Source organism: Bradyrhizobium daqingense (genome assembly GCF_021044685.1).
Taxonomy (GTDB): domain Bacteria; phylum Pseudomonadota; class Alphaproteobacteria; order Rhizobiales; family Xanthobacteraceae; genus Bradyrhizobium; species Bradyrhizobium daqingense.
The window spans coordinates 4,375,451-4,395,475 of the sequence record NZ_CP088014.1 but is presented as its reverse complement, the minus strand read 5'-3'; the positions used below and the strand labels follow the sequence as shown (position 1 = coordinate 4,395,475).

General features: G+C 62.4%; 22 protein-coding genes and 1 pseudogene. 12 read left to right on the top strand and 11 right to left on the bottom strand.

Annotated features, from left to right (window positions below; translation table 11 throughout):
- Positions 1 to 8 precede the first annotated feature (8 nt).
- Both LPJ38_RS20625 and LPJ38_RS20620 read right to left on the bottom strand, forming a co-directional pair.
- Positions 9 to 818, bottom strand: a complete 810-nt coding sequence (locus tag LPJ38_RS20625) for an enoyl-CoA hydratase/isomerase family protein (RefSeq protein ID WP_145640875.1) — start codon at positions 816 to 818, stop codon at positions 9 to 11.
- 32 nt (positions 819 to 850) lie between these two features.
- The gene (locus LPJ38_RS20620) at positions 851 to 1,540 is read right to left on the bottom strand and encodes a FadR/GntR family transcriptional regulator (protein ID WP_158644797.1); all 690 of its coding nucleotides are present in this window, start codon (positions 1,538 to 1,540) and stop codon (positions 851 to 853) included.
- 249 nt (positions 1,541 to 1,789) lie between these two features.
- On the opposite strand from LPJ38_RS20620, the gene LPJ38_RS20615 reads away from it, so the two are divergent.
- Positions 1,790 to 2,929 (top strand): acyl-CoA dehydrogenase family protein, encoded by a 1,140-nt coding sequence (locus LPJ38_RS20615; protein WP_145640880.1) that lies wholly within the window; start codon positions 1,790 to 1,792, stop codon positions 2,927 to 2,929.
- Between the two features lie 114 nt (positions 2,930 to 3,043).
- On the opposite strand, the gene LPJ38_RS20610 is transcribed toward LPJ38_RS20615, so the two are convergent.
- Positions 3,044 to 4,000 carry an NAD(P)H-dependent flavin oxidoreductase gene (locus tag LPJ38_RS20610; RefSeq protein WP_145640884.1) on the bottom strand — a complete coding sequence of 319 codons (957 nt, stop codon included), beginning with the start codon at positions 3,998 to 4,000 and terminating at the stop codon, positions 3,044 to 3,046.
- A gap of 39 nt (positions 4,001 to 4,039) precedes the next feature.
- Between LPJ38_RS20610 and LPJ38_RS20605 the strand changes: the two are divergent.
- Positions 4,040 to 4,153 (top strand): annotated as a pseudogene (locus tag LPJ38_RS20605) (IS110 family transposase); the annotation flags it as partial.
- A gap of 489 nt (positions 4,154 to 4,642) precedes the next feature.
- On the opposite strand, the gene LPJ38_RS20600 reads toward LPJ38_RS20605, so the two are convergent.
- Genes LPJ38_RS20600 through LPJ38_RS20590 form a run of 3 tightly spaced genes read right to left on the bottom strand, consistent with a single transcriptional unit; the run spans position 4,643 to position 7,278 of the window.
- Complete coding sequence (locus LPJ38_RS20600; RefSeq protein WP_145640887.1) at positions 4,643 to 5,848, bottom strand: pyridoxal phosphate-dependent aminotransferase; 1,206 nt, start codon at positions 5,846 to 5,848, stop codon at positions 4,643 to 4,645.
- The gene (locus tag LPJ38_RS20595; RefSeq protein ID WP_145640889.1) at positions 5,845 to 6,588 is read right to left on the bottom strand and encodes an HAD hydrolase-like protein; all 744 of its coding nucleotides are present in this window, start codon (positions 6,586 to 6,588) and stop codon (positions 5,845 to 5,847) included. The genes LPJ38_RS20600 and LPJ38_RS20595 overlap by 4 nt, the downstream gene beginning before the upstream one ends.
- The gene (locus tag LPJ38_RS20590; protein ID WP_145640892.1) at positions 6,589 to 7,278 is read right to left on the bottom strand and encodes a GntR family transcriptional regulator; all 690 of its coding nucleotides are present in this window, start codon (positions 7,276 to 7,278) and stop codon (positions 6,589 to 6,591) included.
- Between the two features lie 107 nt (positions 7,279 to 7,385).
- Here LPJ38_RS20590 and LPJ38_RS20585 point away from each other — a divergent pair, with 107 nt between their 5' ends.
- The 8 genes from LPJ38_RS20585 (at position 7,386) to LPJ38_RS20550 (ending at position 11,767) form a co-directional block, all read left to right on the top strand.
- A complete protein-coding gene (locus LPJ38_RS20585; protein WP_145640895.1) occupies positions 7,386 to 8,711 on the top strand; it encodes an MFS transporter in 1,326 nt (441 codons plus the stop codon).
- Between the two features lie 36 nt (positions 8,712 to 8,747).
- A complete protein-coding gene (locus tag LPJ38_RS20580; RefSeq protein WP_231088363.1) occupies positions 8,748 to 8,930 on the top strand; it encodes a hypothetical protein in 183 nt (60 codons plus the stop codon).
- Positions 8,930 to 9,301, top strand: a complete 372-nt coding sequence (locus tag LPJ38_RS20575) for a M24 family metallopeptidase (RefSeq protein ID WP_231088362.1) — start codon at positions 8,930 to 8,932, stop codon at positions 9,299 to 9,301. The genes LPJ38_RS20580 and LPJ38_RS20575 overlap by 1 nt, the downstream gene beginning before the upstream one ends.
- Entirely contained in the window at positions 9,210 to 9,782 is a 573-nt protein-coding gene (locus tag LPJ38_RS38145; RefSeq protein WP_347342006.1) for an FAD-dependent monooxygenase, read from the top strand. Before LPJ38_RS20575 ends, LPJ38_RS38145 begins: the two co-directional genes overlap by 92 nt.
- A 17-nt stretch (positions 9,783 to 9,799) precedes the next feature.
- Positions 9,800 to 9,904: a hypothetical protein gene (locus LPJ38_RS38320; RefSeq protein ID WP_231088672.1), complete on the top strand. Its 105-nt coding sequence runs from the start codon at positions 9,800 to 9,802 to the stop codon at positions 9,902 to 9,904.
- Positions 9,905 to 9,992: 88 nt separating this feature from the next.
- The gene (locus LPJ38_RS20560; RefSeq protein ID WP_145640899.1) at positions 9,993 to 10,640 is read left to right on the top strand and encodes a CoA transferase subunit A; all 648 of its coding nucleotides are present in this window, start codon (positions 9,993 to 9,995) and stop codon (positions 10,638 to 10,640) included.
- 4 nt (positions 10,641 to 10,644) lie between these two features.
- Entirely contained in the window at positions 10,645 to 11,295 is a 651-nt protein-coding gene (locus tag LPJ38_RS20555) for a 3-oxoacid CoA-transferase subunit B (protein ID WP_145640901.1), read from the top strand.
- A 13-nt stretch (positions 11,296 to 11,308) separates the two neighbouring features.
- Positions 11,309 to 11,767, top strand: a complete 459-nt coding sequence (locus LPJ38_RS20550; protein WP_145640902.1) for a MaoC family dehydratase — start codon at positions 11,309 to 11,311, stop codon at positions 11,765 to 11,767.
- Between the two features lie 195 nt (positions 11,768 to 11,962).
- On the opposite strand, the gene LPJ38_RS20545 is transcribed toward LPJ38_RS20550, so the two are convergent.
- Both LPJ38_RS20545 and LPJ38_RS20540 read right to left on the bottom strand, forming a co-directional pair.
- Positions 11,963 to 12,847: an alpha/beta fold hydrolase gene (locus tag LPJ38_RS20545; protein WP_145640903.1), complete on the bottom strand. Its 885-nt coding sequence runs from the start codon at positions 12,845 to 12,847 to the stop codon at positions 11,963 to 11,965.
- 9 nt (positions 12,848 to 12,856) lie between these two features.
- Positions 12,857 to 15,364, bottom strand: a complete 2,508-nt coding sequence (locus LPJ38_RS20540) for an alpha/beta hydrolase (RefSeq protein WP_145640904.1) — start codon at positions 15,362 to 15,364, stop codon at positions 12,857 to 12,859.
- Positions 15,365 to 15,496: 132 nt separating this feature from the next.
- On the opposite strand from LPJ38_RS20540, the gene LPJ38_RS20535 reads away from it, so the two are divergent.
- The gene (locus LPJ38_RS20535; RefSeq protein WP_145640905.1) at positions 15,497 to 16,423 is read left to right on the top strand and encodes an alpha/beta fold hydrolase; all 927 of its coding nucleotides are present in this window, start codon (positions 15,497 to 15,499) and stop codon (positions 16,421 to 16,423) included.
- Positions 16,420 to 17,019 (top strand): hypothetical protein, encoded by a 600-nt coding sequence (locus LPJ38_RS20530; protein ID WP_145640906.1) that lies wholly within the window; start codon positions 16,420 to 16,422, stop codon positions 17,017 to 17,019. Before LPJ38_RS20535 ends, LPJ38_RS20530 begins: the two co-directional genes overlap by 4 nt.
- Positions 17,020 to 17,034: 15 nt before the next feature.
- Here the strand turns inward: LPJ38_RS20530 and fabI are convergent, their stop codons facing one another.
- From fabI to LPJ38_RS20515, 3 genes are read right to left on the bottom strand one after another with little or no spacing between them, the layout of a single operon-like run.
- Positions 17,035 to 17,823, bottom strand: coding sequence for an enoyl-ACP reductase FabI (gene fabI, locus LPJ38_RS20525; protein WP_025035483.1), 789 nt, complete (start codon positions 17,821 to 17,823; stop codon positions 17,035 to 17,037).
- Positions 17,820 to 19,034 (bottom strand): acetate/propionate family kinase, encoded by a 1,215-nt coding sequence (locus tag LPJ38_RS20520; RefSeq protein ID WP_145640907.1) that lies wholly within the window; start codon positions 19,032 to 19,034, stop codon positions 17,820 to 17,822. The genes fabI and LPJ38_RS20520 overlap by 4 nt, the downstream gene beginning before the upstream one ends.
- Positions 19,035 to 19,039: 5 nt before the next feature.
- Positions 19,040 to 20,002: a phosphate acetyltransferase gene (locus LPJ38_RS20515; protein ID WP_145640908.1), complete on the bottom strand. Its 963-nt coding sequence runs from the start codon at positions 20,000 to 20,002 to the stop codon at positions 19,040 to 19,042.
- Positions 20,003 to 20,025: the final 23 nt, after the last annotated feature.

The window sequence follows — 20,025 nt, the reverse complement described above, 5'->3', positions numbered from 1 at the left end:
ACGAGAGCCTAAGCCCGACCGAACCTCGGCTTGCGCTTCTCCTTGAAGGACATGGTGGCCTCCTTGTGATCCGCTGTCTCGAACGTGACCTGCTCGAGCGCCATTGACGCCTCGAGCAGCATGTTGACGCGGTCTTTCACGATCTGGTTGATAGACAGCTTGGTCCAGCGGATCGCCCAAGTTGGGCCGTTCGCCAGTTCAAGGGCGATTTCCCGCGCCTTGCCCAGCACGTCGGCACGAGGAACCACGTGATTGACCAGGCCAATCCGTTCGGCTTCCCTGCCCTTGAGCAGCGTGCCGCGGATCAAGAACTCCTTGGCCTTGTTGATGCCGACCAGCAACGGCCAAATCACGGTGCCGCCGTCTCCGGCAACCAGCCCGACGCGGGAGACATGCGTGTCGCCGATGCGGGCGTCCTCGGACATGACCGTGATATCGCACAGCAGCGCATGGGTCGCAGCCAGCCCGATGGCATCGCCGTTGATCGCTGCGATGATGGGCTTGTCGAGCTCGAGCTGCCGGGTCACGCCGCGGCGGCTGATCATGGGATCGTGGACCTCGCCCTCTTCCAGGACGTCCCCGCCCGGTCGCTCCGACATGGCCTTGACGTCGCCGCCGACGCTGAAGAAATCGCCTGCGCCGGTGAGCACTACGACGTTGACGGCGTGATCATCTGCCAGATCGTCCCAGATCGTCCTGAGTTCGCGGATCAGCTTCTGATTGATGGCGTTACGCGCCTCCGGCCGGTTCAGCGTGACCGTCGCGACTTTGTCCGCGACCTCGACTTTCAGGCATTCGTATTTGGCGTAGATCGACACGGTTTCCTCCGTTTTGGCTCATCGCTTCTCGTTCAGGGGCGCATGCCCGGCTGCATCTCGGCCAGCGCCACCCGCAGCGACATCGCACCGGGATCCTGTTCCAGCATGCGCTGCACTGACTCGAGATGGGTACGCATCAGGCGTGACGCAGTCGCTGCATTTCGTGCCCGGAGCGCCGTCAGGAATTTTCGACGCGTCTCCACCAACCGCGCCATGGCGACACCGCTCGACACCACCTTGGCATAGACGAACCGCATGTGGATCTCGGTGACCGAATCGAGGATCATCGCGATCACCTTGTTCCCGGTCGCAACCGCAAGCAGCTTGTAAAACTCGCGCGAGCATTCCACGCGGTCGAGCAGACGCCCCTCCTGCGTCGCAAGCTCCGTACGCTCGATATTGGCCTCGAGCGCGTCGAAATCGACCGGCTTGCCATTGCTACAGGCCAGCCGAACCACGAGTTCCAGCACGTCGATACGCGCCTCGGACAGCTCGCGCACGGAGATCGTGCCCAGACTCAGCATGTCGCGCATGACGAGATTCATTCGGCCGGTGTCGCCCTCGCGCACAAAGGCGCCGCCTTTGACGCCTTTTCGCAACCGGAGCACTCCGGCCATCTCAAGGCTCCGCAGGGCCTCACGCAGGACGTTACGGCTCACGCCCAACTGCTGGGCGAGATCGCGCTCCGGCGGCAGTTTGTCGCCAGGCTTGAGGACGCCCAACGCGAGTTGCTCCCTGATTCGCTCGCAGATTTCCTCGAATGCCCGACGCGTATGGATAGGCCGGAATTTTGGCACGGCTGCCGCCCCTGCCTCGCGGCTATCCGCCGTGCGGTCCCGTCGAGCCAACATTCCCGACTTGGAAGGAGCGAACATCTGCGGTCTTGACTTCATCATCATGGCAGTGATTGTTAAATGGATCACCCATTAAATGAAAGTCCTTTTTGGGGCTTCTTACGAGGAAACGCCGTGATGAGTTTCACCGAAGAGCAAACCGCGTTTCGCGAGAGCGTCCGCCGGCTGGTGGCGAGACATGTGGCCCCGATCGCGGCAGAGATCGACGAGACTGATCGCTTCCCGACCGAACTGGTGAAACTGTTCGGCGAGATGGGATTGATGCAGCTCTGGGTGCCCGAGCAGTACGGTGGTCCCAATGGCAATCTCACCATGATGTGCATCGCGCGGGAGGAAATATCGAAGGTCTCTCCCGCCTGCGCGTCCATTGCCGGACTCAACACCATGTTCATCATGCCGCTGCTCCATTTCGGCTCGGAGGAGCAGCGCCGCAAGTTCCTGCCGATCATCGCCAAGGGCGGCGTGGTTACGGCAATCGCGATCTCCGAGCCGCAGGCCGGCTCCGACGTCACCGCCCTCAACACGCGCGCGCAAAAGGACGGCGACAGCTACATCCTGAACGGCCGGAAGCAGTGGTGCAGCTACGGCGTGGAGGCAGAGTTCATCGTGTTGATGGCCCGGACCGGCGACGGGCCGGGCGCCGACGGCATCAGCGCCTTCATCATCGAGCCAAAGAAGATGCCGGGCGTGTCGTTCGGCCGACATGAGCGCAAGATGGGCTTTCGCGGCGCGCCCAATACGCCGATCTTCCTCGACAATGTGCGGGTGCCCGCCGAGAACCTCGTGGGGGAAGAGGGCAAGGGTTTCCGTGCCTCGATGCGGGCGCTCGATCTCAACCGCCCGACGATCGGCGCTCAGTCGGTCGGCCTGGCCCAAGGTGCGCTCGACGCCTGCCTTGCCTATGCCAAAGAGCGGAAGCAGTTTAAGAGGTCGATCTCCGAATTCCAGGGCGTGCAGTTCATACTCGCGGACATGGCGATCCAGATCGAGGCCGCGCGCGCGCTCGTCTATGAATGCGCACGGGCCGGCGATGAAGGCGACTGGAAGCGCCTCAATCTACTCGCCAGCATGGCAAAATGTTTCGGCAGCGATGTAGCTATGAAGGTGACTACTGACGCCGTCCAGATATTCGGCGGCTACGGCTATACAATGGACTATCCCGTCGAGCGCATGATGCGCGATGCGAAGCTGACCCAGATCTTCGAAGGCACCAACCAGATCCAGCGCGTGGTCATCGCCCGCGAACTGTTGCGATGACTTTTGAGAAAACAAGAACTTGGAGGAAACATCGGGCGTTCATCTGTAACCTGTCTGAATCCGATCCATCAGAGTTGTCAAAAAAACGGCCGCTTGAGATGGTCCAATTCGTCCTCAACGGCAGCCAGATTTTCGCAATCGCTCGAGGGTGGCATCGCATTCAATCGTCAGACGTGACACGATATCTCGAACGGGTAGTTCCTCGTTGATGCGACCGACGATCTGACCGCACATATAGCCCATGTAATCGGCCGCATCCGCCAATTCGAAGCGCTTGAGCGCGGGTGCAACCAACAGCTTCTGAGCAGCAAGTGGGAGTGGTTGTGGTGCTTCGGGAGCGTCCCACGCATCGGTCCACTTGCTGCGCAGACCGCGGAGAGGCTTGCCGGTATCGTATTTGCGCTGGATCGCGTCCTGCGAGCGTGCAGCGATGAACCTCTTACGCATCGCAGGCGACAGCTCACTTTCGGGCGATCCGAGCCAGATACTTCCGCACCAAACGCCCTCAGCGCCCAGCGCGAAAGCGGCAGCTAAATGGCGACCTGTCCCCACACCCCCAGCGGCCAGCACTGGCACAGGCGAAACGGCGTCCACGACCTCGGGCCATAGCACCATAGAAGAAATGGTGCCGGTATGCCCTCCCGCCTCGCTCCCTTGGGCCACGACAATGTCCACTCCGGATTGAACTTGCTTGAGCGCATGCTCGGAGCTGCCTGCCATCGCCCCTACAATAATCCCTTTGCTATGCAGCCGATCGACGACGTAAGGCGAGGGAGCGCCCATCGCGCTCAAGACAAACTTTGCTTGCGGATGCCTCTCGACAACTTCCAGGACTTCCAGAACGCCCTCTTCGGTATGGCCGTGGCCGGGCGGCTTGTCACGCAGCATTCCGGCCTCCACTTCGGGGGGCAACGGAGGGATACCTGCTTCATCGAGGATCTTTTCGACGAAATCGAGGTGCTCCTTCGGCAGAGCCGAGAGACGCTGCGACATGGGAACGACCTGGCCGACCTTGTTGGCGAACAAGACGTCGATGCAGTACGGACGCCCGCCAGTGTAGCGCCGAAGCATGCGCCAATCCTTGACTCCCACGATTCGGAGGAGCAGCTTATGCAGTCAATTCTGACGATTGGTCTTGATATTGCGAAGTCGGTCTTCCAAGTGCACGGCGTTGACGCAGCCGGCCAGGTGGTCGTACGCCGTCAATTGAGGCGCCGTCCGCTTGCGTCCGGTCGGATCCAGTACCGCATCACGGTGGCGTCGATCCTGGAGGCCCTAGGCGCGCACATCTTCTTTGACGAGCAGGGACAGTACGTGCTTGGCGCATCTCAGGTCGTGCCCTCCGGCCGCGTTCTCGGCCCGCATGATCCAGACGAGCAGATAATCCCCGTGGGCCATCAGTGGCTCGATTGTCACTCCGATGTACGGAGGCCTACTGGCAACTACCTCGCCGGTGCGGACTGGAGCGCGGCCCTCGTCTACGAAGTTAGATTCAACGCGCGATGCGCATCGATGACGACCGCCGTCTCCAGCGCCAGGCCAGCTCTTTTGCAAGACGCTAGAAGAAGAGGTGCGGCGCGGCGCTGCAGCAGTGGAGGCGGTTCTTCCTAAATATCTCCCCACGACTAGCTTGCAATCGCGACATTTTTGTCAGGCTTTGGCCGCTCAGGTGAGCGCAAGAATGGTTCCAACAAATCCAACGCGCCTGCGCCCTCACTTCCGATACCGATGCGCCATCTCGACGATGCGTCGCCCTGCGGCCACCGCCGCCGTGTGATCTTGAGAGAAATTCAGCCTTATGCTGTCCGGACAAGGACCGAACTCCGTTCCAGCTGTCACGATAGCGTCGGCCTGATGGCGCAACAACCGCACGAAATCCTGGAGTCCGACCGCGAGCGGAGGCAACGTCGGAAACAGATAGCTGCCCGCCTGCGGCTCGCGGGTAGGCATGCCGCCATCGCGAAAGACACCGAGAAGATCGTCGCGGATCGCTTGATGTCGAGCTATTCGCTCCTCAAGCCAGCCTTTAGGCTCGCGAAACCAGGTTCGAAGGACCGCCTGATTGTAGCCCGCGGCGCGCAGCGAGACGATCGCCTGCAGTTTTTCCATTCGCTCGATCACCGCAGGTGCGCCGAACGCGATTCCCAGCCTGTAGCCACTCAATGACTCGGTCTTTGACGGGCCCATGATGGTGATGACACGCTCCTCCAGCGGGCCGGCGGCGCGGATATGCGCGTAGTTCTGATTCGCATAGAGAAGCCGTGAGTAGAGCTGATCGACGATAATCATCACCTCGAACGCGGCGGCAAGCCGGGCGATCTCACCGATCTCCCGCCGGGAATAGACGGCTCCGGTCGGATTGTTCGGATTGGAAAACAGGAATATCCGCGCGCCGGCCTTGAATGCGTCCTCGAGTCGCGCGAGATCAAGACCGGAATCCTGCGAGCTGCCCAGATAGTCCATCGGCACCGGCATTGGATATCCGCCGACGAATTCGACGAGCTTGCGATTGGCGAAATAGTCCGGCTGGACGATCGCGACCTTGTCGCCAGCGTTCACCAGCGAGGCGACCGCCAGGAACAGGGCGCCTTGGGTGCCGGGTGTGATGATCGTGCCGTTATCGGCCGAGACCGGTGCGCCGGTGAACGCGGCAAGCACTTCGGACAGTTCGGAGCGGATGTCCGCCGAACCGCGATACTCCGTGTAGGCCTGCCGTCCTCCCGCAACCAGCGCCTCCGAGAACCGTTCAGATGCACCTGGCGTGGGCGCAAAGGCATCGACGTCACCGTGCGAGAAATCGATCTGGTGCCCGGCGATGCTCCCGCCGCGCATGAGATTGCCGACATTGCCCGCGGCTTGGCGAACTTCCTGGCCAGGAGCGTTGGCGGTTGCGAGCGCGGCGAACTTATCGACCCTCATTGGGACAGCGATACCGGTCGGGAGGCGCCCTGCGCCGATCTGTGCAGGTCGACGAGTTCAACGAGCGAGTTGACGGTCAACGATGGGTTGGCCGTGGCGGCCAAGGTCGCGCCTGTACCCTTCTTCCCGTGACGGCGGTTCACCCAAATGGTTGTCAGACCGAGCCGATTTCCGGGAGCGATATCATGGTGCTTGCTTTGAGCCGTATGGAGGATCTCGCTCTTGTCGATCCCGCGCCTTGCAGCTTCCCCGAAAGCAGCATTGAAGTGCGGCTCGCCAGGCTTGTAGGAAGCTACGTCTTCCGCGGTGACCGTAAACAGGAACGGCACCTCCAGCGCTCTGAGCGTGCCAGAAAGCGACGCGTTATCGACATTCGAAAGGATTCCGAGCGCGAAGTATCGGCTGAGGTATCGCAGGCTCTCGACCGTGTCCGCAAAAGGACGCCAGGATGGCACCGACCGGGCGAACTCGTCCGCGCGGGCGAGGTTTTCGTCCCAACCAAACTGCTCCTCGATATCCTGCCATGAGCGTCGCAACACTTCAGGATAGAGCAATGTCGGGCGCGTCTGCTGATGCTTGGCCTGCATGAGCGCGAACGTGCTGACGACCAGGTCGGGAGGAACTTGAGACTTCATCTCGACGAGCCAGGGCTGCACGATGTTCGAGATGGACGTATCCCAGTCGATCAGCGTGCCGTAGCAATCGAATGTCAGCAGCTTGTATTTCGAGAACTCCAGCATTTACTTCTCTTCCTTGGAAAGTTCGTTCTGATGCAGATGCGCCTGCACGCGCCTCGTCGAGGCGTCAGTCTGATCGACGATCAAGCGGCATGCCTCGTCGATGTGGCCATCCCGAATCTTCGCGACGATGAGGAGATGACTATCGACCCAGCCGGGGCTGAGGCCGGAATTGGCCCACGCCGGAAGCAGGTAGCGGTTGATGCCCTGGTACAGGCCGCCGATCTGCGCGAGTAGACGCGGCCGCTCCGCTCGCTTGTACAAGCTGCGGTGAAACTCCCAGTGCAGATTGGCGCGTTCGAGCGGATCCGAAGCATGCGCAGCCTTGGACAGAACGTCTTCGGAATATTGCAGGTCGGCACTGGTGAGACGAGGAGCAGAGTGACCAAGGGCATGCGGCTCCAACAATGCACGCAACTCGGCGATCTCGAGGAAGTCCTGCTCCGAGGTCGGCGAAACGGTCACACCTCGATTCGGATGCAATATTGCGAGCCCGTCCGCGATCAGCCGCTGGAGCGCCTCGCGCACAGGAGCCACGCTGACGCCAAACCTTGCAGCGACGTCGTTCTGCTTGAGCTGGGCTCCACCGGAGATGGTCCCAAGCAGGATGGCCCGGCGCAATTGCTCGGCGATGATGTCCGAGGTTGAGAGCTTCACGGCCGAGATGCCGCTAAGGGCGTCCGAGAGCGTCATTCTGACATTCCTGTCATATCGCGTGAACTTCGATTATCGATAATCTAATATCGATAGAAAATCAAGAGGAATGTCACAGCGCGCATTGTCGCGTAAGGAGTTGAAATATGACGCAAATCTCGGACGCAACGATTGTCCAGGCCGGAAAGCCGGCCGGAACGCTCTCCCGAACGGCTTTGGCGGCGACCGTCGGCACCACGATCGAATGGTACGATTTCCAGATCTACGGCTTGGCGGCGGCTCTCGTCTTCAATTCGCAGTTCTTTCCGAACTTCGACCCGCTGGCCGGGACGCTGCTCTCCTTCGCCACTTTCGCCGTCGGCTTTCTCGCCCGTCCGATCGGAGCCATCATCTTCGGGCACATGGGCGACCGCATCGGTCGCAAGTCGACGCTCATCGCGACGTTCCTGCTGACTGGCGTGGCTACACTCCTCGTCGGGTGCCTTCCGAACTACAACGCGATCGGAATATTCGCGCCCATTCTTCTCGTGTTGCTTCGTCTCATTCAGGGTATCGGCCTTGGCGGTGAATGGGGTGGCGCCGTGCTGGTGATGACCGAAAGCGAGGCGCAGACCCGGCGCGGCCTCCTCGGCAGCCTTCCCCAATTGGGATCTCCCGCGGGACTGGTGATCGCGACGCTGATCTTTGCCGCAACAACCGCGATATTGGGTACCGAGCAGTTCGCCGCCTGGGGTTGGCGACTGCCTTTCCTGTTGAGCCTCGTTCTGGTGTTGGTCGGCGCGTTCGCCAGGTTCTCGATGCCTGAAAGCCAAGCCTTTTCGCAGGCGAAACGTACGAACGCAATTGCCGCATTTCCGCTCGCGGAAACTTTGCGCACCCAGTGGCGCGAGGTTCTGCTCGCGGGTGGGCTGTTTCTCGTGACCAGCGGCGGCTTCTACGTCTACGTGACGTTCATGGTCGCCTATGGCTCAACCAATCTCGGCCTGTCGAGGGAGCTCATGCTCAATGGCGTCCTGGTATTCGCGATCACGGAGCTATTGATCATTGTTCCGGTTTGCGCATTCTCCGATCGGATCGGGCGCCGCCCGGTCTTCATGGGGTCCGCGATCTTTACGATTCTGTTCGCCTTTCCGCTGTTCTGGCTCGTGAACACGAAAATCACGTCGCTGGTCTTCCTGGGTATGGCGATCGGAGGAATATCGAACGGCATCCTGTTCGGAATCATGGGATCGTTCGGACCCGAGCTTTTCAAGACCAGCGTTCGTTACACCGGGGCATCCCTCGGGTATCAATTGTCAGCCGCACTCGGCGGCGGATTAACTCCGCTGATCGCGACGGCGCTCGTGAAATGGGCCGACGGCAATTACTGGCCGGCTCCGGCTTGGCTCGCAGGCCTCGCATTGGTGAGCCTGATCGCGGCAATCGTTGCACCCGAGACGCGTTCCCGCTCGCTATCGGAAGAGATCGGCTGAAGAGGAGCGTCGACAGGACCGGACACCGTAAGAAAGATGCCGGGACCTTCTGGGTCCCGGCGGCAGCAAGGTGCCGATGCCGCACGCGCTGGGATCATCACCGCAGGTGTCGGCAACGCCTTTCTGCACGGCGGGCTGATCAGCGCGCCGCTCGCCAAAGGCGACATCCTGCATATGGAGCTGCTGCCCTATATCGACGGCTACAGCGTGCCCGCCTGATGCGCTCGGCCGTCACCGGCGACCTCGACCCCGCGCCGATCGCAGCTCACCCGCCGTCTGATCGAGATCCAGCACAGGCAGTTCCGGGCGCCGCCGCCGATATCGACGCGCTCGTGAGGGACGCCATGCTCGCCGACGGGCTACGGTCAGACTATCTCAACATCACCGGCTATTCACTCGGCTGCTATCCGGCCCACACGCCGCGCACCAGCGACTTCTCGCGCGTCTTCCTGCCCACGGCTGATTGGACGCTGGAGGAAGGCATGGTGTTCCACATGTATGTCTCCGCCGATGGCATCGCGATCAGCGAGACAGTGCTCGTCACTGAGGCCGGGCGGGACGTCCACCATTGCCGCGAGGTTACGATATGATCGATCTCTGGCGCAGTGGAGGCGCAGCAGAGCGAATACGCCCGGTCGGTCGGATGAGGGGGCACCACGATTGGCGTTGAGGTCAGGAATATTCGCGGCGATTGAAGTAGCTTGCTTTAGTCATGGCAAGCGCACAGGGCTCGAAGGTAGGAGTCACAGATTGCGAGCCAACTTGCTTATCCAAGTGCGCCGCCATGATCGGCCTCACCCTCTCTCTCGCTGTCGTTGGTCGCCCACATCCCCGCGCGCTAAAACGCGACGAGAGGTCGTTACAGCCGCTCGACATATTATGCTGCATCTAAGCGGCATCGAGTCGATCATCATTGAAAGCCGGTCGCAGGCCGAGATCGAGCAGACGATCCGGGCCGGCGTGCTCGAGCCGTCGACCATAGATCTGATGACCGAGATCGGTGCCGGAGGTCGCATGAGGCACGAGGGTTTCGTGCATGGCGGCTTCCCCCGACCGGCGCCAAGGGCTTGAATCTGGCGGCGGCGGACGTGCACGTCCTCGCCCGGGCTCTGTCCTCTTATTACGTCAATCGGTCGACCGACCTTTTGGATGCCTATTCTCGCGCACCGCGCGTCGAGATCCGAAAGCCTTGACCCAGATCAAGGGAGTCCGCCGCCCGCCCGCCAACATCCGCACATTACCGCCCTTCAGCCCATCGTCGGCCGACCGGGAGTTTCGATCATGAAGGCTGTTTCCGTCGAAGAAGCCGTTGCAATGATCCCGGCGGGCGCCAGCCTCATGGTCGGCGGATTCATGGGAGTTGGAACGCCGGAGCGGCTGCTCGACGAAGTCGTGCGCCAGCGGAAGACGGGTCTGACCTTGATCTCGAATGATGCGGCCACGCCCGGCAAGGGAGTCGGCAAGCTGTTCGACCAGGCCCTGGTGACGAAGCTGACGGCAACGCATATTGGCCTCAATCCCAAGGCGCAGCAGCAGATGCTGGCTAACCAGATCGCCGTCGATCTCGTGCCGCAAGGCACCTTCGTCGAGCGCATCCGCGCCGGCGGATGTGGTCTCGGCGGCGTGCTGACGCCGACCGGTGTCGGAACGCTGGTGGCCGAAGGCAAGCGTCAGGTCGAAGTCGACGGCAAGCCATTCCTGCTGGAGACGGCGCTGCGGGCGCAATTCGCATTGGTGCACGCCTTCCTCGCCGATTACCTCGGCAATCTCGCCTACGCCCTCACGTCCCGCAATTTCAACCCCGTCATGGCGATGGCCGCCGACACCGTCATCGTGACGGCGGAGCATATCGTCCCGGTCGGCGTGATTGCGCCCGATCACGTCGTCACCCCCGCGCCGCTCGTCGACTATCTCATCACCAACGGGTGACACCATGGATCCCCAGATCATCATCGCCCGGCGTGTCGCCAAGGAGCTGAAGAGCGGCAACCTCGTCAATCTCGGCATCGGCATTCCGACCCTGGTCGCCAATTATGTGCCGGCCGATCTGAAGGTCTTCTTCCAGTCCGAGAACGGACTGATCGGCACCGGGCCGATCCCCGAGCAGGGCATGGCGCATCCGACACTCACCGATGCCGGAGGACGCCCGATCAGCGCACTGCCGGGCGCCTCCACCTTCGACAGCGCGATGTCGTTCGGGCTGATCCGCGGCGGCCACGTCGATGTCACCGTGCTCGGCGGCCTTCAGGTCGATGCGCACGGCCATCTCGCGAACTGGATGATCCCGGGCAAGATGGTCCCGGGCATGGGCGGCGCGATGGACCTCGTCGCTGGTGCCAAGCGCGTGATAGTCGCCATGCAACATGCGGCCAAAGGCAAGTCGAAGATCGTGGCGAAATGCTCGCTGCCGCTGACCTCGGCGCGACGTGTCGACCTTGTCGTGACGGACATGGCCGTGATCGGCTTTCCCGATGGCAAGGCGACGCTATTGGAAACAGCGCCCGGCGTGAGCGTCGGCGAGGTCCTCGCGCTGACCGAGGCCGAGCTCGCCATTCCCGACAATGTTCCGGAGATGAGGATCTAAAACGGGTCAACCCATGCGAACATTCAGCGACTTCAACCAGATCAAATCCGCAATCGGCACCGAGATCGGTGCCAGCGACTGGATCGAGATCACGCAGGACCGCATCAACCAGTTCGCCGAGGCGACCTGCGACGAGCAGTGGATCCATGTCGATCAGGAGCGTGCGAAGCAGGAGATGCCGGGCGGCAAGACCATCGCCCATGGCCTGCTATCGCTTGCCCTTGCCCCGCTGTTCATCCGCTCGGTCATCGGCCTGAAGGGGCTGCGCAACACGCTCAATTACGGCGCGGACCGGATCAGATATCTTGCGCCGGTACCGGCGGGCTCGAAGCTGCGCGGCCGGGTCACGATTGCGGAAGCTGAGGACGTGCCGCCGGACGGGCTGCGCGTCAACTACCACCTCGTAATCGAGATCGAGGGCGGCACCAAGCCGGCCTGCGTGGCCGAATTGATCGCGCTGCACTATCGCTGAATCAAAGAGTCGAAAAACAACCCCATGCACAGTAGCCATGGTGTTGATTTGACTGATGTTTCCTGTTCGCCTGGAACCGGTTGCCCCGTCGGGCAAAACTGGCAATATGTCACCATCGATCATGGGTCGCCGGACTGCTCAGCGCGTCAATCGATGATGTGGTGGCCGCCGTCGACGTCGATGCCCCGCTGGGGATCAGCTTGGCGCCGTGGATGGTGACGCGGCACGTCCTCCGAACCAGGCGCCGAAATAGCCTGCGTAAAGTGCCGGCGATTCGAGGTTCATCGAATGCCCTACGCCTGGCACGATGACCAGCCGGCAATCCGGCATCGCTTCGGCCATGGCACGGAGATCGGCCGGCGCGATCCAACCGTCCCGCTCGCCCCACAACACGAGGTGCGGATGCCGGATCTCGGGCATGCGGCGCGCCAGCTCACGGCTCTCCTTCTCCCGCGTCAGGTTCACCGGCGTGCCGATCCAGATCCCCTCCGATACGCCGAAGGTCTGCTCGATGATCCGATCGAACAGCGTCTGGATCTCTCCCAGCCCCTCGCGAAAGCGAGGGACCATGTTCGGCCCCATGCTCTCCGGGACGAACAGCGAAGAAGCGGCTGTCGCCATCACGAACCGCGTCAGCTCCTTGCTCGACATCATGGCCCTGAATAATCCGATCTGATCGGCATCGAAGGCCATGCCGAGCGGCGTTACCGGATCGAGCGCGAACACTCGGCCGAAGCGCTGCGGCTGCTCGAGCAGCATTCTGGCGGCGATGATGCCGCCGGTGGAATGTGTCGCGAGATGGCAATAGCCGATCTCGAGCGTATCGAGCGCCGCCAGCATGTCCTCGGCGTGCTGCCGCATGGAGTAGTTGGAATAGTCGGCCGACGGCTTCGGCCGGTCGCTGTCGCCGCAGCCGCGCCAATCGATTGCAACCACACGGAGCCCGATCGGAAACAATGGCGCGGCGAGCTCGATCCAGTCCTTGCTGGCGAGGTTTCCGTGGATGAAGACGACGGTGACGTCGCCTCCTCCCCACTCCCGCCAGCCGAGTCGGAGTTCGCCCGCCTGCACCCTTGGCATCGCCGGGCCCTACTTGTTGAGGCCAGCCGTCGGCGCCGCTCCGGGCGGTGTCGGCGCCACTGGCAAGGCAGAGACGACGGCGCCCTTGATCATGCGATCGGTTCCGAGCGGCGATGATGTGTCCACCTCCCCGTTGGTCACGAAATCCACGACATCGGCAGCGTATTCCACTGGATTGTCGGTGTGGATGAAGTGTCCGGTCTCCGGATAGATCTTGAGCATCGGCCGGTTGCCGGCATTGGTCATACGCCTCATGAACGGCGTGATGACGTCGCGGCCGAGGTCCGTCAGGCCGTTGAACGCAGGCGTCGGAATGAACGGCTCCTTGTCGCCGAACGCCAGGAAGATCGGCGCTTTGATCTGGGTGACCCGCTCATAGAGGTTCTTCGGGTCATCCTGCTGGAGCTCAGCACCGATCGTGTAGATGTCGAAGATGAAGACGTTGCACCACTGATCGAGCTCCTTCGGGTTTCCCTTGGTAAGCCCGGCGCGTTGCTCGGTATGGAAGCGGGCATATTCGCTGTCGTTGAAGAAGTATCCGCTCTTCGCAGCCGATACCACGCCGGTGTCCGGATCACGTTTCTTGAAGTAGAAGAAGTCGCGGACGTTCTGCTCGCTCCGCGCCTTTTCCGCAGCGAGAATACCGGTTTGGTCCCAGACCTGCTTCCACTTGTCGAAGTCTCGGCCGAGGCCGTCGGCGAAGAGAGGCGCCTTCTTGTCCTTGGCAATGGTGATCTCGCGCGGATATTCCTCGAGGCCGGACGGCGCCTCCAAGGCGAGGCCCTGCACCGCATCAGGCCAGGTCAGGGCGTAGCCCACGACGAACTGGCCGCCGAGCGAGTGACCGAGATAGTACGCCTTCTTGACGCCGAGCTGGTTGACCACGAGGTCATAGATCACCTCGCGCATGTCCTGCATGGTGCGAGCGGGATTCTTGTCGAGATTGCCGGGCCCCGACATGCCGTAATGCGGCAGGTCGGGCACGATCACGCGCAGGCCGCTGCGCAGCGCATACTGCATGATGTTGCCGTAATGGCCGCCGAACGCGCCCTTGCCGTGGATGATGACGAGCACCTTCGGATCCTTGTCGGTGCCGGCATACTCGTCCATGTAGCCGATTTCCCAGGAGTTCCCGCTCTTGTCCTTGGCACTGCCGAATTTGACCGGATAGGGATAGGTCACATAGGCCTTCCAGAACGACTTCTTGGAATCGACGGTCTGGGCGACGTCGGGCGTCCGGTAATTCTTGTCGACGAATTTCTGGGCGCGATCGAGCGCCGCCACGTCGTCCATGAAGGCGACGAACTTCGGATCGTTCTTGCGCTGATTGATGATCGGGAACACGCCGTAATGCGCGACCGGGCTCTCCTGTGCGATGAGATCAGCGCCGGGCACGCGGTCGACAGCCTTCTGCGCCAGTTTGAAGTTCAGCCAGAGGTCGTTGGTGATGTGCATCACCAGCGTGCGGGCCTGAATGCGACCGAGATAGGGATTGACGTTATGGGTCTCGCCGACGCGGTTTCGCCAGACCAGATCAACCGCGTCGTAGAGCTTGGCGCGGTTGGTGACGTTGAGGCCGGCCTTCTCGTTCGGCGGATCCCAATAGAAGATCTCAGGCTGTACGGCCGCCCAGTTCTGGGTCGTGCGGAAGGCGAAGTCATAACCCGTCATGCCGAGGATCGACCAGCCGAAGGCCACGCCCGGCACCGGGTGCTTTTCCTTCGGCAGCTTGTAATAGTCGCCCTTGGTCGCCTGCCAGACCGGATCGCCCTGGATCGCGGCCGTCATCATCTGGAAGGTCCAGTTGCCGACGGGGTCGTCGCCATCCGACTGTGTCGTGCCGCCGATTGGCATCAGGGCGCTGACATATTCCGGATGCATCACGCCCCAGACGTAGGTCTGCGTTCCGCCCATTGAGACGCCAGTCACCAGTGCGACGCGCGCGACCTTCAGCTCGTCGCGCAGCAGGCGGTAGTTCGCCTGCACCATGTCGTAGTAACTGTATTGCGGAAACTTGATGCCGAGGCCGTCGGACGGCTTGCTCGCGCCCCAAGTGCCGAGCGGATCGACCATGATGACATAATAGCGATCCGTGTCGATCGGCCGGCCCGGACCGATGATCGGCACGCCACCCGACAACGCCGCACCCTTGACCCATTGTTCGTACATGTCGGTGGAATCGCCGGAATAGTAGGAGTTGATCACGATGGCATTGGTGATCTCGCCGGCGGCGTTGCGCCTTGCGTTGCCGACGGCGATGTAGGCCGTGCGCAGCTTGCCGGCCCCGAGCGATTCCAGCGTGACGCCGCCCTCGCCGCCGTTCTCCCACTTGGAAGGGTCTGACAGGTCGTACTTGCCGCCGAGGCGGAAGTTCGCGATCTCGTAGGTCTTCTTCAGCCCATCATGCTGCACCTGCGACGAACGGCGCGTCAAAGGCTGTGCGGTTGCGATCGCCGTTCCGAGCAGCAGCACGATCAGGCTCAACAGGCAACGTTTCAACGCATCTCGTCCGGCCATGATGCGATCCTCCCGTGAAGATTTTCCAGAAACGCTAGGCACGGCGGCCCGGGAAGGTTTGATCTAACTCAATGGAATCCGCTCGGAGGGATCGAGGATCGCGGGCATCAAAACACCGGCAGTACCCTCGCGATGCCCTTCCTCAGCCACGGCTCATATCGGATCCGCTATGAGCTCGACGGGCCGGCGCGCGCGCCGGCCTATGTCCTCGTGAACGGCCTGACGCAATATTCCGAGCTGTGGGGCGCCTATCGGGAAGCCCTGTCGGCGCGAGGCTTTCGCGTTGCGACCTTCGATCTGCTCGGCCAGGGTGCCTCCGACAAGCCGCGGCTCTTCATCAGCCAGGACGATCAGGTCGCGGCCTTGCGCCTTTTGATCGACGAGCTCGGGGACGGTCCGGTCTTTCTGAGCGGGATCAGCTTTGGCGGCCTGATCGCGCTGCGATATGCGATCGAGCATGGCAAGCGACTGGCCGGGCTCGTGCCGATGAGCTGCTTTGCGGAGCTGTCGCCGCAACTCTTGCTGCTTGGCAATGCGCTGCGGACCGGCCTGATCCTCGGTGGCACGAGTTACCTCCAGGACCTCCTGTTGCCCATGAACCTCTCGGACCAATGGCTGAAGCCGCTGCTGGGCAAGCTCGATAGCGTGAAGCGGCAAGGTTGGCTAGTCAACGACGTCTACGCGCTGCAGAACCTGATGGAATCCTTCCTCGACTTCCAGCCGCTCACGCCGCACCTGTCCGCGATCGCCGTTCCGACCATGATTCTCAACGGTGAATTCGACTTTCTCACGCCGCGGGGTCTCCACGAAACATTGCGTGTCGAGATTCAGAACAGCTCATTGGTGATCATCCCCAGGGCCTATCACGCCTTCACGCTGGAGAAAGGGACACTGACCGCCGATCTGCTGGCGCGCTTTGCCGAAGACGTGCTGGCCGGCCGCTGGCAGGGCAATCAAGCGGTCTGGGTGGCGCCGGACCAGCCCGGCGGCGAGCTCACGCCGTTTCCTGCCGGCTACGATCATCTGCGTGCCATCCCGGTCAAGCGAGCGCTGCCATGAGCGGCTTCCTCGGTCCGGTCGCGCCGGACGGTCGCATTCCACCGTACCAGCAGACGAAGGTCGCAGCATTCCTGATTTCGGCGCACGGCGCCCTGGCTCGGCAATTCGCTTTCATGCTGCCCGCGAGGCTCGACGCGGCATGGCAGACCGAATTGAATGCTCAATTTTATCGCGAGACCGAGATCGTCTCGCTGCTGCTGCGCGCCACGTCCTGGGTGTTGGATCCTTCCCTGGGTTACATGCTCGCCTCCTGGGAGTCCGCCTGGCTGCCTGCACCGGTCGAAGGGATCGCAGACCCTCGCCTTGCCCAAATGATTCACCTCGCAGCGCTTGCCCACGCCGTGCATGCCGGCATCCGACCGGCTGCGCTCCTACCGCTCGAGGCCAATGCGCAGGATCCTTTTGTTATGGCGCTGCACCGGATCGAATTCGAGAGCGGCCGGCTGTTACAGGCGCAGATTCTGTTTCTGAAGGGCACAGACCTTGCACCGCATCGCGACGCGGTCAGTGCGGCGCTCGCGCAGCGTCACGCCGGAGTCCGCAAGCTCTGGCGCGAATTACTCGAGAGCATCGGCATCGGCGCACCGCCGGCATGACCACGCGGGATCCGGTCAATCGATGATGTGATAGCCGCCGTCGATATAGAGCACGCCACCGGTGATCAGCTTGGCGCCGTCGAGCGCCAGAAACGCGGTGGCATTGCCGACGTCGTCGATGCTGACGAGGCTGCGCGAGGGCGCCTTGGATTGCGCCTTGTCCATCAGCTCGTCGAACTCCGGAATGCCCGAGGCTGCGCGGGTCGCGAGCGGTCCCGGCGAGATCGCGTGCACGCGGATGCCCTTCGGACCGAGCTCGGCAGCGGCATAGCGGACCGCGGCCTCGAGCGCCGCCTTGGCGACGCCCATGATGTTGTAGTTCTCCACCACCATCTGGCTGCCGTAATAGGTCATGGTGAACATCGTGCCGCCGTTCTTCATCAGGGGTTCGGCAAGGTGTGCCATCCGCAGGAACGACCAGCAGGAGACGTCCATGGTCTTCAGAAAGCCATCGCGGCCGACATCGACGACGCGGCCGTGCAATGCTTCCTTCGGCGAGAAGGCGATGGAATGAAGCAGAAAATCGAGCTGCCCCCACTCCGACTTGATCCGCTCGAATACCGCTTCAGTCTGGCCTTCGACCATGACGTCGAGCGGCAGGAAGATCGGCGCTTCGAGCGCCTGCGCCAGCGGCTCGACGTGCTTCTTGGCGCGATCGTTCAGATAAGTGACGGCGAGATCGGCGCCGAGTGCGCGAAACGCCCTGGCGCAGCCCCAGGCGATCGACTGGTCGTTGGCGATGCCGACGACGAGGCCCTTCTTCCCCTTCAGAGCGACCTTGCTGTCCGGAAATACTGGAATCATGACACCCTCTCATGTCTGGAATTGGGCGATTGGCCGTTCATCAACAGCGTCAGCGTGTGCTGCGCGATCATGAGCTCCTCGTCGGTCGGGACGACGTAGACCGGAATGAGACTCGTCTTTGCCGATATCAGCCGCGAATGTCGCGTGTTCTCGGCAGGGTCGAGTGCCACGCCAAGCCAGCCGAGCTGCTCCGCCACACGCGCGCGGATGCCGCTCGAGTTCTCGCCGATGCCGGCGGTGAAGACGAAGGCATCGATACCCTGCAGCGCCGCCGCCAGCATGCCGGCGTTGAGGCCGATGCGATAGACGAAATAGTCCACCGCCAGCTTCGCTTGCGGATCGAGGCTCGCCTCCAGCTCGCGCATGTCGTTGCTGACGCCGGAGAGCCCCTTCAATCCGCAATCACGATAGAGAAAATCCTGCACCTTCGATGCCGTCATCCCCTTCTCGGACAATAGATACAGCACGACCCCCGGATCGAGCTGGCCCGGACGCGTGCCCATCGGCAGCCCGTCGAGCGCGGTGAATCCCATCGTGCTCTCGACGCTCAGCCCATTCTTCATCGCGCACATCGACGCACCACTGCCGAGATGCGCGACAATCACCCGGCGCTTTGCGATGTCTGGCGCGATCTGCGGCAGGGTCCTGGAGATGTATTCATAGGACAGCCCGTGAAAGCCGTAGCGCCGTACACCTTCCGCGTGGAGCTGGTGGGGGATGGCGTAGTGATCGGCCAGCGCATCGTGGGTGCGGTGAAACGCGGTATCGAAGCAAGCGACCTGCGGGATTGTCGGGAAATTGGCCAGGATCGAGCGGATCGGCGCCAGATTGTGCGGCTGATGCAGCGGCGCCAGCGTGACGAAGCGCTCCAGCCGTGCCACCACGCCATGGTCGACGAGAATTGGCCGCACATAATCCGGCCCGCCATGGACGACACGATGCCCGACTGCCAACGGATGGATGCGCGCCTCGTTCCGCAGCCATTCCCCCGCAACTTGCATCGCCGCCGGCACGTCCGGAATGGTCTCGATCGGATAGGCCCGGTCGGCCATGGGATCGTTGCCTGCCCCGCTCGCCCGCAAGCGCGGCCGGCTGCCGATGCCGTCCACCTGCCCCTTGATCAGGCGGCGCAGAGCGCCCTCGCTCTCGACCGCAAAGACCTGGAACTTCACGCTCGATGAGCCAGCGTTGACGACGAGGATGCTGTCCATGGCGGTCACGCCGCGACTGTCGGCGCCTTCTGGCGCCGCGCGTGAGCATAAAGTGCGGCAACCGCGCAGGACGCCATCCGCGCTCGTGGGCTGTCCGCACGCGAGGTCAGCACCACAGGCACGCGCGCGCCGAGGACTATGCCGGCACCGTCCGCCTTGGCGAAATAAGCGAGGTTCTTGGCCAGCATGTTGCCCGCTTCGAGATCGGGCACGACCAGGATCTGAGCGCGGCCGGCCACCTCGGACTTGATGCCCTTGATCCGCGCCGATTCGAGGTCGATCGCGTTGTCGAAAGCCAGCGGGCCGTCGAGTATCCCGCCCGTGATCTGGCCGCGATCCGCCATCTTGCAGAGCGCCGCGGCCTCGATCGTGGACGGAATTTTCGACGTGACGGTTTCGACCGCGGAAAGGATGGCCACCCGCGGCGACTTGCCGAAGCCCGCCTGATTGTAGAGATCGATCGCGTTCTGAATGATGTCCCGCTTGGCGTCCAGATCCGGGAAGATGTTGATCGCGGCGTCAGTGACGAAGATCGTCTCGGCGTAGGCCGGCACATCCATGACGAAAACGTGGCTGATGCGCCGATCGGTGCGCAGCCCCCCGACCTTAGCCGTGACCGCCCGCATCAGTTCGTCGGTGTGCAAGCTGCCCTTCATGAGCAATTCACCGCGCGCGGCATGGATCAATTCGACACCTTTCGCCGCGGCGTCGTCGCTGTGGGCGGCATCCACGATCTCATAACCCGAGATGTCCAGGCCGAACGTGGCAGCCGTATCCCTGATCTTGCGCACCGACCCGACCAGGAGCGGCCGGATGATGCCGGCAGAGGCGCTGTCGACGGCGCCGCGCAAGGATGTCTCATCGCAGGGATGCACCACGACGGTCGGCGCCGGCGGGATTGCCTTGGCAGCGGCGATCAGACGATCATACTTGCTGGGAGACTGCGTTGCCGTCGCATCTGCTGACATGGTGTCGCTCCCGATCCTTACAA

Bases quoted from the DNA above. Each gene is read 5' to 3' on its own strand.
- LPJ38_RS20610 (WP_145640884.1), bottom strand. From the start codon at position 4,000: ATGCTTCGGCGCTACACTGGCGGGCGTCCGTACTGCATCGACGTCTTG.
- LPJ38_RS20585 (WP_145640895.1), top strand. From the start codon at position 7,386: ATGACGCAAATCTCGGACGCAACGATTGTCCAGGCCGGAAAGCCGGCC.
- LPJ38_RS20595 (WP_145640889.1), bottom strand. From the start codon at position 6,588: ATGCTGGAGTTCTCGAAATACAAGCTGCTGACATTCGATTGCTACGGC.
- LPJ38_RS20555 (WP_145640901.1), top strand. From the start codon at position 10,645: ATGGATCCCCAGATCATCATCGCCCGGCGTGTCGCCAAGGAGCTGAAG.
- LPJ38_RS20535 (WP_145640905.1), top strand. From the start codon at position 15,497: ATGCCCTTCCTCAGCCACGGCTCATATCGGATCCGCTATGAGCTCGAC.
- LPJ38_RS20590 (WP_145640892.1), bottom strand. From the start codon at position 7,278: ATGACGCTCTCGGACGCCCTTAGCGGCATCTCGGCCGTGAAGCTCTCA.
- LPJ38_RS20580 (WP_231088363.1), top strand. From the start codon at position 8,748: ATGCCGGGACCTTCTGGGTCCCGGCGGCAGCAAGGTGCCGATGCCGCA.
- LPJ38_RS20520 (WP_145640907.1), bottom strand. From the start codon at position 19,034: ATGGACAGCATCCTCGTCGTCAACGCTGGCTCATCGAGCGTGAAGTTC.
- LPJ38_RS20530 (WP_145640906.1), top strand. From the start codon at position 16,420: ATGAGCGGCTTCCTCGGTCCGGTCGCGCCGGACGGTCGCATTCCACCG.
- fabI (WP_025035483.1), bottom strand. From the start codon at position 17,823: ATGATTCCAGTATTTCCGGACAGCAAGGTCGCTCTGAAGGGGAAGAAG.
- LPJ38_RS20600 (WP_145640887.1), bottom strand. From the start codon at position 5,848: ATGAGGGTCGATAAGTTCGCCGCGCTCGCAACCGCCAACGCTCCTGGC.
- LPJ38_RS20545 (WP_145640903.1), bottom strand. From the start codon at position 12,847: ATGCCAAGGGTGCAGGCGGGCGAACTCCGACTCGGCTGGCGGGAGTGG.
- LPJ38_RS20515 (WP_145640908.1), bottom strand. From the start codon at position 20,002: ATGTCAGCAGATGCGACGGCAACGCAGTCTCCCAGCAAGTATGATCGT.
- LPJ38_RS20615 (WP_145640880.1), top strand. From the start codon at position 1,790: ATGAGTTTCACCGAAGAGCAAACCGCGTTTCGCGAGAGCGTCCGCCGG.
- LPJ38_RS20575 (WP_231088362.1), top strand. From the start codon at position 8,930: ATGCGCTCGGCCGTCACCGGCGACCTCGACCCCGCGCCGATCGCAGCT.
- LPJ38_RS20550 (WP_145640902.1), top strand. From the start codon at position 11,309: ATGCGAACATTCAGCGACTTCAACCAGATCAAATCCGCAATCGGCACC.
- LPJ38_RS20540 (WP_145640904.1), bottom strand. From the start codon at position 15,364: ATGGCCGGACGAGATGCGTTGAAACGTTGCCTGTTGAGCCTGATCGTG.
- LPJ38_RS20560 (WP_145640899.1), top strand. From the start codon at position 9,993: ATGAAGGCTGTTTCCGTCGAAGAAGCCGTTGCAATGATCCCGGCGGGC.
- LPJ38_RS38145 (WP_347342006.1), top strand. From the start codon at position 9,210: ATGTCTCCGCCGATGGCATCGCGATCAGCGAGACAGTGCTCGTCACTG.